Genomic DNA, 12716 nt, shown 5'->3' with positions numbered 1-12716 from the left:
GTGATCCAGATTTTCAATGTCGGCGCCGAGCGCATGCTGGGCTATAAGGCGGCCGACGTGATGGACAAGATCACGCCCGCCGATATTTCCGATCCGCGCGAACTGATTGCGCGCGCCACCGCGCTCAGCCTGGAATTGGGCACCTCGATCACGCCGGGCTTCGAAGCGCTGGTCTTCAAGGCCTCGCGCGGCATTGAAGACATCTATGCGCTGACCTATATCCGCCAGGACGGCAGCCGCTTCCCGGCGATGGTATCGGTCACTGCGCTGCGCGACGACAAGGACGCCATCATCGGCTATTTGCTGATCGGCACCGACAACACCGCGCGCAAGCGCGCCGAGGAGGCGCTGCAGAAAGCCGGCGCGCTGCAAAACGCCATCTTCAACAGCGCCAACTTCTCCAGCATTGCCACGGACGCGCACGGCGTGATCCAGATTTTCAATGTCGGCGCCGAGCGCATGCTGGGCTATAAGGCGGCCGACGTGATGGACAAGATCACGCCGGCCGATATTTCCGATCCGCGCGAGCTGATCGTGCGCGCCAACGCCCTCAGCCTGGAACTGGGCACCTCGATCACGCCGGGCTTCGAGGCGCTGGTGTTCAAGGCGTCGCGCGGCATTGAGGACATCTATGAGCTGACCTATATCCGCCAGGACGGCAGCCGTTTCCCGGCGATGGTATCGGTCACCGCGCTGCGCGACGACCGGGAAACCATTATCGGCTACCTGCTGATCGGCACCGACAATACCGCGCGCAAGCGCGCCGAGGAGGCATTGCAGAAAGCAGGGGCGCTGCAAAACGCCATCTTCAACAGCGCCAACTTCTCCAGCATCGCCACGGACGCCCAAGGCGTGATCCAGATTTTCAACGTCGGCGCCGAGCGCATGCTGGGCTACAAGGCCTCGGACGTATTGAACAAGATCACGCCGGCCAATATTTCCGATCCGCTGGAGGTGATCGCGCGCGCCCGTACGCTGAGCATCGAACTGGGCACGTCGATCACGCCGGGCTTCGAGGCGCTGGTGTTCAAGGCCTCGCGCGGCATCGAGGACATCTATGAGCTGACCTACATCCGCCAGGACGGCAGCCGCTTCCCGGCGATGGTTTCGGTGACTGCGCTGCGCGACGACCGGGAACAAATCATCGGCTACCTGCTGATCGGTACCGACAACACCGTGCGCAAACAGGTCGAGGCCGAACAGGCGGTGCTCGATCAGCGCTTGCGCGATCAGCAGTTCTACACCCGTTCGCTGATTGAGTCGAATATCGACGCGCTGATGGCGACCGACCCGCGCGGCATCATCACCGACGTCAACCAGCAGATGGAGTCGCTGACCGGCTGCACCCGTGATGAACTGATCGGTGCGCCGTTCAAGAACTACTTCACCGACCAGGACAGGGCACAAGCCGGCATCTCACGCGTACTGCGCGAAGGCAAGCTCACCAACTACGAACTGACCGCGCTGTCGCGCGAAGGTTTCGAGACCGTGGTGTCGTTCAACGCCTCGACCTTCCACGACCGCGACCGCAAGCTGCAGGGGGTGTTCGCGGCGGCGCGCGACGTCACCGACCGCAAGCAATTCGAACACAAGCTGCAGGAAAACAATGTTGAATTAGAAAGCGCCAAGGCGGCGGCGGAAATCGCCAACCTGGCTAAATCTGAATTCCTGTCGAGCATGAGCCATGAATTGCGCACACCACTGAACGCGGTACTGGGCTTCGCGCAACTGATGGCGTCGGATGTACCACCACCGACCACCGCGCAAAAAACTGCGATCGATCAGATCCTGCAGGCCGGCTGGTATCTGCTACGCCTGATTAACGAAATCCTCGATTTGGCGATGATCGAATCGGGCAAGGTCAGCCTTTCCAAGGAGACGATGTCCTTAACCGAGGTGCTGCTCGATTGCAATGCCATGATGGCGCCTCAGGCCGAGCAACGTGGCATCGCCGTGAATTTCCCGAGCTTCGAGCAGCCGTTCTACGTGCATGCGGACCGGACCCGGGTCAAACAGGTCATCGTGAACCTGATGTCGAACGCCATCAAATACAATCGCCCCGGCGGCGCCGTGACGGTGAACTGCGAGCACGAACCCGACGGCCGCGTGCGCGTCAGCGTGATGGATACCGGCGTGGGCCTGCAGCCTGACAAACTGGCGCATCTGTTCCAGCCGTTTAACCGGCTGGGGCAGGAAGCCAGCGCCGAGGAAGGCACCGGCATAGGACTGGTGGTGACCAAGAAATTGATCGAACTGATGGGAGGCACCATCGGTGTCGACAGCACCGTCGGCGTGGGGAGCGAATTCTGGTTCGACCTGTTGGCGTCGGATGCGCCTGGACTGGAAACTGAAATGCCGGGCCTAACGCCGGCCCGGGGCGACGACCAGATCGCCCGGACCGACATCGACCATCGCCGTACGCTACTGTACGTCGAGGATAATCCGGCCAATCTGGCGTTGGTGGGGCAGTTGATCGCGCGACGAGGCGATCTGCAGTTGATGACCGCGGTGACGGGGCATCTCGGCGTTTTGCTGGCCAAACAACATCAACCCGATTTGATTCTGATGGATATCAACCTGCCGGGAATGAGCGGCTACGGCGCGCTGAGAATCTTGCGCGATGATCCGGTTACCGCGCATATCCCAGTGATCGCCTTGTCGGCCAACGCCATGCCGCGCGACATAGAAAAAGGTATTGATGCCGGATTCTTCAATTATCTGACCAAGCCCATCATGGTGCGCGAGTTCATGGATGCGCTGGATGTGGCGCTCCAACATTTTTCTGAGGTCAATCGGGTGGTGGACGTCAACCCCGTCACTTCGGAGTAGCCTGCAAAGGGCAGGCCTGCATGTTCTCGCCCAGCCGCCGCGCCAGTTCGCCGCGCAGGGTGTGCAAGCCCTCGATGCGCTGGTCGATGTCCTCCAGCTTGCGCTCTAGCGCCGCGCGCAGCTGGGGCGCGGACGATTCCGGTTCGGCCAGTAGCGGCAGATCGGCTTCGATTTCGGCCAGCGTGAAGCCCAAGCTCTGCGCCAGCCGGATGTAGCGCAGCCAGTCCACCGCTTCCGGCGGATAGTCGCGGTAGCCGTTGGCGCTGCGGCGCGCCCGCAGCAGGCCGCGCTTCTCGTAAAAGCGCAGGGTGTCCCGGCTTAGACCCGTGGCGCTGGCGATTTCTCCGATTTGCATACACAGCTCCAAATATCGTTTGACCTTGGAGTGTACTCCAGGCTTTAGCATGGCTCCACCATATTCCAGGAGACGTCATGCTCGCACCATCCACCTTTCGCAAAATTGTCCTCGGCAGCGCCATCTACGATTTGATCGTGACGGCGCCTTTCGCCACGCCGTGGAGCTTCGCCTTGGCCCGCGCGCAGCTGGACGATATCAACCGGCTGCTGGGCGGCGCCGCGTTGCCGGCGTTCGAGCCGTTCCACGTGCTGTTCGCCTGCCTGCTCGGCAGCGTGGTGCTGGTGTGGTCGCTGCTGCGCATCAGCGATCCGCAGCAGCGCTTCGGCCGCTTCGATGGCGCGGCGCGGCTGCTGTTCTCGACCTGGATGATCTGGACGCTGGCCGTCACCGGCGCGCCGCTGCTTTGGCTGTTTATCGTGCCGGAGATGGCTTTCTGCGTGGCGCAGTGGCTGCCGGTACGCTCTCCGCCAGGAAGTCGATGAAGGCGCGCACGCGGGCCGGTTGCTGCTGCCGGCTCGGATAGTAGACGTACAGGTCGGCCGAGGGCAGGGCGTAATCGGTCAGCACCACTTGCAGGCGGCCGCTGTCGAGATACTTGGATGCGTCCCATTCGGAGCGCAGCAGGATGCCGTGGCCGTCCAGCGCCCAGCCCAGCACCACGTCGCCGTCGTTGCTGGACAGGCTGCCGTGCACCTTCACCGTTTCAGACTTGCGGCCTTTGCCCAGCTTCCAGGTGCTGTGGGTGTCGTTGTTCTGGCGGTGCAGGATGCAGCGGTGCTGCGCCAGATCCTGCGGCAGGCGCGGCGCGCCGTGGCGCTTCAGGTAGGCCGGCGAAGCGCACAGGAAGCGCTGGTTAGACAGGATCTTGCGCGCGCCCAGCCGCGTATCGGGCAGCTCGCCGAAGCGGATGCCCAGGTCGTAGGCGTCTTCCACCAGGTTGATGGCGCGGTCGGTCAGTTGCAGCTGCACTTCCACATCGGGATAACGGCGCGAGAAGGCGGAGACCAGCGGCGCGATGGTGGTGCGGCCGAAGCCCAGCGTGGCGTTCACGCGCAGCAGGCCCTTGGGCGCTGCGCGGCTGCTCGATACGGATTCCTCCATGTCGCGGATATCGCCGAGGATGCGCGCCGCCTGCGCCAGATAGGTTTCGCCTTCGCTGGTCAGGCTGGCGCGGCGCGTGGTGCGGTTCAGCAGCCGCACGCCGAGGCGCTGCTCCATCAGCATCAGGCGCTTGGTGACGGCGGGCGGCGTGATGCCCAGCTCGCGCGCGGTGGCGGACAGGCTGCCCAGCTTGGCCAGCATCACGAAGAAGGACAGCTCGGAGACGATGTCATTATTCACTTGAAGTATATAAAGGAGTAAATATCAGTGAATTATACGACTGGTTTTCAAGAGTAAGCTTGCTTCCATTCTTAGCCCACTGGAGACAGCACCATGAAAATCGTCGAGATCCGCGAAAAGACCATCCCTATCAGTTCCCCGATCCGCAACGCCTACATCGATTTCAGCAAGATGACTTTGAGCCTGGTGGCGGTGGTCACCGACGTGATCCGCGACGGCAAGCCGGTGGTGGGCTACGGCTTCAACTCGAACGGCCGCTATGGCCAGGGCATGTTGATGCGCGAGCGCTTCATCCCGCGCATCCTGGAAGCCGATCCGATCTCGCTGATGAACGACGCCGGCACCAACCTCGATCCGCACAAGGTATGGGACTGCATGTACACCAACGAGAAGCCGGGCGGCCACGGCGAGCGCTCGGTGGCCATCGGCACCATCGACATGGCGATCTGGGATGCGGTGGCCAAGATCGAAGGCAAGCCGCTGTTCCAGCTGCTGGCGGACCGCTACGGCAACGGCACGCCGGACAAGAAGATTTTCGTCTACGCGGCGGGCGGCTACTACTATCCGGGCCAGAGCCACGATGCGCTGAAGGACGAGATGCGCAGCTATATCGATCGCGGCTACACGGTGGTGAAGAAAAAGATCGGCGGCGCATCGCTGGACGAGGACCTGCGCCGCATCGATTCCATCCTCAGCGTGTTGGGCGACGGCCAGAAGCTGGCGGTGGACGCCAACGGCCGCTTCGACCTCGATACCGCCATCGCCTACGCCAAGGCCTTGTCGCAGTACGATCTGTTCTGGTACGAGGAGGCGGGCGATCCGCTGGACTTCGAACTGCAAGCCACGCTGCGCAATTACTACGACAAGCCAATGGCCACCGGCGAGAACCTGTTCTCGATGCAGGATGCGCGCAACCTGATACGCTACGGCGGCATGCGCGCGGACCGCGACTGGCTGCAGTTCGACTGCGCGCTGAGCTACGGCCTGGTCGAGTATCTGCGCACGCTGGACATGCTGCACGAGCATGGCTGGTCGCGCGAGCGCTGCATCCCGCACGGCGGCCACCAGATGTCGCTGAACATCGCGGCGGGGTTGGGCCTGGGCGGCAACGAGTCGTATCCGGACCTGTTCCAGCCGTTCGGCGGCTTCCCCGACGGTGTGAGGGTGGACAACGGCTACATCACGATGCCGGACCTGAACGGCATCGGCTTCGAGGGCAAGGCCAACCTGTACGCGGAGATGAAGGCGCTCAGGGCCTGATCGTCAGGCGGCCTTCAACAGCGCCTGCGGCTTGCTCCAGACCTGCTGCGCCACGCGCATCATGTTGCGGCCCATGACAAGTTCGGTCTCGCTGTCGCTCATGCCGACCTTGCGCAGCGCGGCGGCCAGCTGGCGCCAGACTTCCGGCGGCGTGAAGGTCGGTGGACGGCTGGCGCTGTAGCCGGCGGAGGCGGGCCACCAGTAGCCCGGGTCGAAATCGCCGGGCGGCGTGTCGTCCAGGCCGGGCTGCTGGAAGCAGATATCGAGGCCGATGCCGACGTGCGATACGCCCACCAGGTCCGCGACATAGGCCGCATGGCGCGCGACGTCGTCGGCGCCAGGGTGCTCCTTACCCAAGAACCACGACAGGCCGGACACGCACACCACGCCGCCGGTGACGGCGCAGGCGCGGATCTGTTCATCGGTGACGTTGCGGCCGTGCTGCACCAGCGCATACGGATTGGCGTGGCTGAAGATCACCGGCTGCGACGACGCGGCCATGATATCGAGGCTGCACAGGCGGCCCGTATGCGAGCAGTCCATCAGGATGCCGGCGTCGTTCACGGCGCCCACCATGCTGTAGCCGAGCGGCGTCAGGCCGCGCGGCAGGTCGTGGCAGCCGTCGGCGATGCTGTTGTTGCGGTTGTAGGCGAAGTGGATCTGGCGCACGCCCAGCTGGGCGTACAGGGCGACCATCTCCGGCTGGTCGAGCAGCGGCATCGCGCCTTCCAGGTCGAAGCTGATGGCGATGCGGCCGTCGGCGGCGGCCTGGATCACGTCATCCACGCTGGAGACGAGGACGTAGCGGTCCGGGTCGGAGGCGATGGTGGCGCGGTAGCCGGCGATCACGGACATCACTTGCGAGATCGGGTTCATGTCGCCCCCGACGTTGAGCGAGACGTAGTTCACCCCGGCGGCATGCAGCCGCTGGACGGGCGTGAAGTCGGCTTGCGGATGCTGCGGCAGGCAAGCGTGGGCGTCCCAGTTGATCATGGTTGTAGGCTTTGTCAAAAATGCTATGTTCCCACGAATGCGTGTCCAGGGCAAATCGGAGCGGCCGGGGTGTGGCGCGCATGCTTTATACTGGCGAACTGACACAATTCACACTATTAAGGCCAACATGTCTTTTTCTTCGCTGGGCCTTGCTCCCTCACTGATTAACGCCGTTACCGAAATCGGTTACCAGGAGCCGACCGCCATCCAGAGCGCCGCCATTCCCGCCATCCTGCGCGGGGAGGACGTGCTGGGCGCGGCGCAGACCGGGTCCGGCAAGACCGCCGCCTTCGCGCTGCCGCTGCTGCAATCGCTGCTGGACAACCGCAACGGCCCGCGCCAGCTGCATGGCCTGATCCTGGTGCCGACGCGCGAGCTGGCGGCCCAGGTGGGCGAGTCGATCCGCAAGCTGGTGGCGCATCTGCCGATGCAGGTCAAGGTGTCGATCGTGTTCGGCGGCGTGTCGATCAATCCGCAGATGATGGCGTTGCGTGGCGGCGCCGATATCGTCGTCGCCACGCCGGGACGGCTGCTGGACCTGATCGACCACAATGCGCTGAAGATCTCGCGCACGGCGATGCTGGTGCTGGACGAGGCGGACCGCCTGCTGGACCTGGGCTTCAGCGAAGAATTGAACCGTATCCTGGAACTGCTGCCGAAGCAGCGCCAGAACCTGTTCTTCTCTGCGACCTTCCCGCCGGCGGTGCAGGCGCTGGCCGACGGCATGCTGCACCAGCCGACGCGCATCGAGGTGCTGTCCGAGCCGCTGAGCAAACCGGATATCCAGCAGCGCGCGATCATGGTCGACGTGCCGCGCCGGACCATGCTGCTCAAGCATCTGATCCAGGAGCACAAGTGGAGCAGGGTGCTGGTGTTCGTCGCGACCAAGTACGCGGCCGAGCATGTGGCCGATAAGCTGAACCGCAACGGCATCCGCGCCGGCGCCTTCCACGGTGAGTTCAGCCAGGGTGCGCGCACCGAAGTGCTGGGCGATTTCAAGGCCAGCCGCTTGCAGGTGCTGGTGGCGACCGATGTGGCGGCGCGCGGTATCGACATCGCCCGTTTGCCGGCGGTGGTCAATTACGACTTGCCACGTTCGGCGGTGGACTACACGCACCGCATCGGCCGCACCGGCCGCGCGGGCGAGAGCGGCGTGGCGATCAGCTTCGTCAGCGCTGAGACGGAACAGCATTTCCGCCTGATCGAAAAACGCCAGGAGATTCTGTTGCCGCGCGAAGAGATCGCCGGCTTCGAGCCAGTGGAGACGCTGCCGCCAGTTGCCGCCGATTCGGTGACGGATACCGTCAACGGCGGCATCAAGGGCAAGCGCAAGAGCAAGAAGGACAAGCTGCGCGAAGCCGCCGCGGCGGCCGGCGAGTAAGCCAGCGCGCCGTTAATCCAGCGCGCTGGAGCGGTACAACTTGCGATACTCGGACGGCGAGGTCCGCAACGCCGTCCGGAAATTCTGGCGCAGCGATAGCGCGGAACCGAACCCCGCCTGCTGCGCCACCATCTCGATCGATACCTCGCTGCTCTCCAGCAGATGCTGGGCATGGGCCAGGCGCTGGTTGAGCAGCCATTGCTTGACCGAGGTGCCGGTGGCTTGGCGGAAGTGGCGGGTGAAATTCCGCCGGCTCATCAAGGCCCGTTCGGCCAGCGCGTCGATACTGTGGTTCTGCGTCAAATCCTCCCCGACCCATGCCAGCACCTGTGCGAAGCGGTCATCGCTGCCGTTGACGGGCAGCGGACGCTCGATGAACTGCGCCTGACCTCCCTGCCGGTGCGGGGCAACCACCATTTGCCGCGCCACGCGATTGGCGATTTCCGCTCCGCACAGCTGCCGCAGCAAATGCAGGCAGCAATCAAGGCCCGCCGCCACGCCGGCCGACGTGACCACTTTCCCCTCATCGACATACAGGACCTCGCGGTCGACCCGGACCTTGGGATAACGCTCGGCCATGGTGTCGGCGTTGGCCCAGTGCGTGGTGGCTGAGAAGCCGTCCAGCAGACCCGCTTCCGCCAGCGGGAACGCGCCTATGCACAGGCCCACTACCTGCGCGCCGCGCTGGTGGGCCTTGCGCAGGGCTTGCAGCAGGCTGGCGGGCGCAGGGCGGCAGTCGGAATGCCACGATGGCAGGATGACGATATCCGCGCGGGCCAGGGCGGCAAGGCTGTGGGGCGCGACGATTTCGAAGCCGGCCGTGGTGGTCAGCGGCGCCCCCGCATCTTCGGCGCATACCTTGACGTCGAAGGTTGCGCTCTCGCAGTCGGCGCGCTGGGCGCCAAATACCTGGCACGGCACCGACAGGTGAAAAGGATTGATGCCGTCGAAGGCGATGACGGCGATGCGGAATTTCTGGATGGGTGAGGTGCGTGCGGACATGGCCTGATTATATCGCATGGTGGCCTTCGGGCCACTTTTGAATAACAGCACGGCGACGGACAATGTCACTCACCGGGCGCTTCCGCCTTATCCTACAGGAGAAAATCATGACCGCAACCCCACGCCGTGCACTGATCGTCATCGACGTACAAAACGAATACTTCACCGGCCAGATGAAGATTGAATATCCGCCGGTTGAAACCTCGCTGCCGAATATCGGCCGCGCCATGGACGCCGCGCGCGAGGCTGGCATTCCCGTGGTGGTGGTGCAGCACGATGCGCCGGAAAGCTCACCGATCTTCGGACTTGGCTCGGACGGCTGGAAGGTGCACCCGGTGGTGGCGCAGCGCGCGCACGATCATTTCATCAACAAGAAAATGGCGAGCGTGTTCAGTGGCACGGACCTGGCGGATTGGCTGAAGGAACGCGCCATCGATACGCTGACCATCATCGGCTACATGACGCATAACTGCAATGCGTCCACCATCTACGAGGCGAAGCATCGCGGCTTGCAAGTGGAGGTTCTGGAGGACGCCACTGGTGCGCTGCCGTACGAGAACGCGGCCGGCAAGGTCAGTGCGGAGGAGATCCACCGCGTGTTCAACACGGTGTTTCATTCCAACTTTGGCGCGGTGGTGAGCACTGAAACGTGGCAGGCCGCCGTGCGCGACGGCAGCACGCTGGAAGGCGACAATATCTATCTGTCCAACCAGCGCACCCTCAAGTGAACTAGCCGCCGGTGCGCTTGGCTTGGTGGCCCTGTTTTTTCAGGGCTTCCATCACCAGGTCGCAGTGGTCGCCCTGGATTTCGATGACGCCGTCCTTGACGGTGCCGCCGGATCCGCAGGCGCTGCGCAGCTGCTTGCCCAGCAGGGCTAAGGCGATGGCGTCCAGCGCCAGGCCCTTCACCAGCGTGACGGTTTTGCCGCCGCGGCCCTTCGATTCGCGCGATACGCGCACGACGCCGTCGCCGGCGGGTTTGGATTTGGCTGCGGCCTTGCAGCGGCAATCGGCGACCGGCTGCCCGCAATCGGGGCACATGCGGCCGGTCTCAGTGGAGTAGACGAGTCGGGTGTTCATAGGCCGAGATTCTAGCAGAACCCGGCCTACAGCTTTTCAGTGATCAGGTCGATGCGGCGCTGGAGGCGTTGGGCTTCGGCGGTGTCGCCTGCTTGCTTGGCGCGCATGGCTTGTACGCCCAGCCATGCCAGCAGTGGACGGCGCCAGCCCTGGGCGGAGGCGGTGTTCACCGCGTCGCCGAGGATTTGTGGCGTGGCTTTGCCGGCGCGCAGCAGTACGCCGCTGGCCACCAGTTTGGACAGCGGATCGGCGATGGCTTGCGCGGCGCTGGCGGCGGCTGCGTCGCCGGACGCAGAGGCGACCGGCTGGTGTTGCGCCGGCAGCAGCGCGGTGTCGGCGGCGGTGGCGCGGCCGGACAGGTAGGCGGCGTAGGCTCGGTCGGCCGGGCTGGCGTCCTGCGACAGTTTGTCGTAGCCGGCGCAGTCTTCGAACACCAACGAGGCGACGCGGGCGGCGCAGCGTATCAATTCGGCGCGTATCATCAGGTCGACCTTGCCGGTGCTGGCCAGCGCTTCACGGGCGCGCTTGTACTCGGCCGCTTCCACGCGGGCGTTGCCGGACATGTAGGCGGCGGTTGAGCGTTCGATGGAGCTCTGCGCGTTCATCTGCCAGTCCGGCACCGGCGGGTTGTTGCCGCAGGCGGCCAGCAGGGAAGCCGCGAGCAGCGTCGCGATCAGTGGGGCGTTGGTCTTCATGGCAGCTTGATCTCCGTGTCGCGCTTGAACGGCCATTTGCGGTTGATCTCATTGACCAGCTGTTCGACCCGGCGCAAGCTGCTTTCCACTTCGCCGCGCAGCGTGCCCAGATCGGCCGTGGCTTCCTTGGCGTTGGCGCCGACGGCCTGCGCTTCGATCAGCACCGCGTCCATTTTCTTCAGGCTATTGCGGGCGTCCGCCAGCAGGCCGTTGAGCTGCACGATGGTCGCTTGCGCGTCCTTCACCACCCCTTGCTTGCCGAAGACCTGGGTGTCGGCGTGGCCGATCAGGCTATCGGCCTTGGTGGCCAGCGCGTTCACGGTGACCAGCAGCTTGTTGGCGCGCTCCGCCAGCTGCTGTGCGTTCTTGTCGTCGCCGGCGATCAGGCCCAAGGCGCCGTTGGGGCCATTCAGCTTGCCGGTGACGCCCTGCACGTTGGCCAGACTTGCGGCCAACGCGGAGTTTTCCGCCGTCAGCGCGTTGAGGTTTTCCAGCAGGTCCTTGGCGGCGGCCAGCAGGCGCGGAATTTCTGCTCCGGCGTCGCCGACCAGCAGCGCGCGGGCGGCGCCGTCTTCCAATGGCGGATCGGTCGGTATGCCGCTGAAGGCGCGCAGCTTGGCGCCCCCCACCAGGCCGCGCTCCAGCGTGAAGATGCTGGAGCTGCGCAGCCAGTGCGCATCATTGCGCGGCACGTCGACGATCACGCGCGCCTTGCCGTCCTTGCCCAGCTCTATGCGGCGCACGCGGCCGATCGGGAAGCCGGCGAAGGTGACGTCCATGCCGACGGTGACGCCTTCCGAGTCGTCCGCCTGCAGCACCAACGTCTGCGTCGATTCGAAGGCGCCGCGCGCGTACATCAGGTACAACGCCGAACCGGCCACCAGTACCACCATCAGCACCAGCAGCAGGGCCGCCTTGAATTCCGCGTTGCGCACCGGCGCCGCTTCGTTTGTTGGTTCGCTCATTATTCCATTCCGCTCAGTAGTAGTTGCCCATCAAGGAGGCGATTTCGATCAGCAGCATCACGGCGAACAGCCGCACCATGTCGTACAGGCCGTGCGTGACCTTGGCGCGATAACTGGCGCCGAAGTAGAAGGAGGAGGCCATCGGTATCAGGCCCACGGCAAAGCTGAAGAAGACGATCTTCAGCACCAGGATCAGCGCCACCGCCGGATTGAAGACCTGGCCGACCACGCGCGTGTAGCCGGGCAGCGCCCAGGGCGTGAAACCGTACAGCGTCAGGTAGGCGAGGATCAAGGTCATCACGCAGCTGACTGCGGCCAGCATCCAGACGGCGAACACGCCCGCCGCCACGCGCGGGAAGAACTCCTGGTGCAGTTCGTCGTCGCTGGTGTTGGCGGCGTTGTTGCGGCTTTGCGAGAACTCCAGCCCGGCGGGCAGGGTGGTGCGCAGCGCGACGAAGGCGGCGGCCGTCAGCGGGATCAGCTCCAGCACCAGCACGCGCACCACCATCTCCAGCGCGAAGCGCGACAGGCCGTAGCTCTGCGACGTGACCACCACGATGCGGATCAGCACCAGGCTGACCAGCGCCGACAGCACGCCGTACCACGCCAGATTGGGCGCGGTGTCGCGCACGATGTGGCGCGCCAGCAGGTTGCGGTTGGCGCCGACGTAGCTGGCGGGGGTGAACGCCAGCGACAGCATCAGCACCGCGAACTGCAGCAGCCGCCACCAGCTGTTCAGCCAGTTGACGGTTGCGTGGATCGGGCGCCGTAGCACCGATGGGATAGCTGCTTCTATGCTCATGTTGGCATCT

Annotated in this window: 13 protein-coding genes; 5 read left to right on the top strand and 8 right to left on the bottom strand. The window is 64.4% G+C overall.

The genetic code is table 11. The features are described from left to right. Nucleotides 1-2829: PAS domain-containing hybrid sensor histidine kinase/response regulator (locus V6M89_RS20440; RefSeq protein ID WP_332854893.1), on the top strand; the 2829-nt coding region annotated here is incomplete at its 5' end. Here the strand turns inward: V6M89_RS20440 and V6M89_RS20435 are convergent. After that, nucleotides 2816-3184: a MerR family transcriptional regulator gene (locus tag V6M89_RS20435; RefSeq protein WP_332854892.1), complete on the bottom strand. Its 369-nt coding sequence runs from the start codon at nt 3182-3184 to the stop codon at nt 2816-2818. The two genes, V6M89_RS20440 and V6M89_RS20435, sit on opposite strands and share 14 nt — an antisense overlap. Nucleotides 3185-3261: 77 nt before the next feature. Here V6M89_RS20435 and V6M89_RS20430 point away from each other — a divergent pair, with 77 nt between their 5' ends. Next, the gene (locus V6M89_RS20430; RefSeq protein ID WP_332854891.1) at nt 3262-3669 is read left to right on the top strand and encodes a hypothetical protein; all 408 of its coding nucleotides are present in this window, start codon (nt 3262-3264) and stop codon (nt 3667-3669) included. On the opposite strand, the gene V6M89_RS20425 is transcribed toward V6M89_RS20430, so the two are convergent. Beyond that, nucleotides 3599-4528: a LysR family transcriptional regulator gene (locus tag V6M89_RS20425; protein ID WP_332854890.1), complete on the bottom strand. Its 930-nt coding sequence runs from the start codon at nt 4526-4528 to the stop codon at nt 3599-3601. The genes V6M89_RS20430 and V6M89_RS20425 overlap by 71 nt on opposite strands. Before the next feature lie 93 nt (nt 4529-4621). Between V6M89_RS20425 and V6M89_RS20420 the strand changes: the two genes are divergently transcribed. Beyond that, nucleotides 4622-5788 (top strand): mandelate racemase/muconate lactonizing enzyme family protein, encoded by a 1167-nt coding sequence (locus V6M89_RS20420; protein ID WP_332854889.1) that lies wholly within the window; start codon nt 4622-4624, stop codon nt 5786-5788. A gap of 3 nt (nt 5789-5791) precedes the next feature. On the opposite strand, the gene V6M89_RS20415 is transcribed toward V6M89_RS20420, so the two are convergent. Next, nucleotides 5792-6799 carry a dipeptidase gene (locus tag V6M89_RS20415; protein WP_332854888.1) on the bottom strand — a complete coding sequence of 336 codons (1008 nt, stop codon included), beginning with the start codon at nt 6797-6799 and terminating at the stop codon, nt 5792-5794. A 109-nt stretch (nt 6800-6908) separates the two neighbouring features. Here V6M89_RS20415 and V6M89_RS20410 point away from each other — a divergent pair, with 109 nt between their 5' ends. Then, nucleotides 6909-8162 carry a DEAD/DEAH box helicase gene (locus tag V6M89_RS20410; protein ID WP_332854887.1) on the top strand — a complete coding sequence of 418 codons (1254 nt, stop codon included), beginning with the start codon at nt 6909-6911 and terminating at the stop codon, nt 8160-8162. A gap of 12 nt (nt 8163-8174) precedes the next feature. Here the strand turns inward: V6M89_RS20410 and V6M89_RS20405 are convergent, their stop codons facing one another. Further along, on the bottom strand, nt 8175-9164 hold the full coding sequence (locus V6M89_RS20405) for a GlxA family transcriptional regulator (protein ID WP_332854895.1): 990 nt from the start codon (nt 9162-9164) through the stop codon (nt 8175-8177). Nucleotides 9165-9271: 107 nt separating this feature from the next. Here V6M89_RS20405 and V6M89_RS20400 point away from each other — a divergent pair, with 107 nt between their 5' ends. After that, nucleotides 9272-9892 (top strand): cysteine hydrolase family protein, encoded by a 621-nt coding sequence (locus tag V6M89_RS20400; RefSeq protein WP_332854886.1) that lies wholly within the window; start codon nt 9272-9274, stop codon nt 9890-9892. Between the two features lies 1 nt (nt 9893). Here V6M89_RS20400 and V6M89_RS20395 read toward each other — a convergent pair whose 3' ends face one another. The 4 genes from V6M89_RS20395 to V6M89_RS20380 are packed head-to-tail and all read right to left on the bottom strand — an operon-like array spanning nt 9894 to nt 12706. Then, nucleotides 9894-10244: a translation initiation factor Sui1 gene (locus tag V6M89_RS20395; protein WP_332854885.1), complete on the bottom strand. Its 351-nt coding sequence runs from the start codon at nt 10242-10244 to the stop codon at nt 9894-9896. Between the two features lie 26 nt (nt 10245-10270). Continuing rightward, complete coding sequence (locus V6M89_RS20390; protein ID WP_332854884.1) at nt 10271-10939, bottom strand: hypothetical protein; 669 nt, start codon at nt 10937-10939, stop codon at nt 10271-10273. Beyond that, a complete protein-coding gene (locus V6M89_RS20385) occupies nt 10936-11904 on the bottom strand; it encodes an MlaD family protein (RefSeq protein WP_332854883.1) in 969 nt (322 codons plus the stop codon). Before V6M89_RS20385 ends, V6M89_RS20390 begins: the two co-directional genes overlap by 4 nt. Before the next feature lie 13 nt (nt 11905-11917). Then, entirely contained in the window at nt 11918-12706 is a 789-nt protein-coding gene (locus V6M89_RS20380; protein WP_332854882.1) for an MlaE family ABC transporter permease, read from the bottom strand. Nucleotides 12707-12716: the final 10 nt, after the last annotated feature.

This window comes from Duganella sp. S19_KUP01_CR8, from assembly GCF_036688705.1.
Classification (GTDB): Bacteria; Pseudomonadota; Gammaproteobacteria; order Burkholderiales; family Burkholderiaceae_D; genus Rugamonas.
This window is presented reverse-complemented; position numbering and strand designations above follow the sequence as displayed.

Coding starts and splice junctions, on each gene's coding strand:
- V6M89_RS20420 (WP_332854889.1), top strand. CDS start 4,622: ATGAAAATCGTCGAGATCCGCGAAAAGACCATCCCTATCAGTTCCCCG.
- V6M89_RS20410 (WP_332854887.1), top strand. CDS start 6,909: ATGTCTTTTTCTTCGCTGGGCCTTGCTCCCTCACTGATTAACGCCGTT.
- V6M89_RS20390 (WP_332854884.1), bottom strand. CDS start 10,939: ATGAAGACCAACGCCCCACTGATCGCGACGCTGCTCGCGGCTTCCCTG.
- V6M89_RS20435 (WP_332854892.1), bottom strand. CDS start 3,184: ATGCAAATCGGAGAAATCGCCAGCGCCACGGGTCTAAGCCGGGACACC.
- V6M89_RS20380 (WP_332854882.1), bottom strand. CDS start 12,706: ATGAGCATAGAAGCAGCTATCCCATCGGTGCTACGGCGCCCGATCCAC.
- V6M89_RS20400 (WP_332854886.1), top strand. CDS start 9,272: ATGACCGCAACCCCACGCCGTGCACTGATCGTCATCGACGTACAAAAC.
- V6M89_RS20405 (WP_332854895.1), bottom strand. CDS start 9,164: ATGTCCGCACGCACCTCACCCATCCAGAAATTCCGCATCGCCGTCATC.
- V6M89_RS20430 (WP_332854891.1), top strand. CDS start 3,262: ATGCTCGCACCATCCACCTTTCGCAAAATTGTCCTCGGCAGCGCCATC.
- V6M89_RS20395 (WP_332854885.1), bottom strand. CDS start 10,244: ATGAACACCCGACTCGTCTACTCCACTGAGACCGGCCGCATGTGCCCC.
- V6M89_RS20385 (WP_332854883.1), bottom strand. CDS start 11,904: ATGAGCGAACCAACAAACGAAGCGGCGCCGGTGCGCAACGCGGAATTC.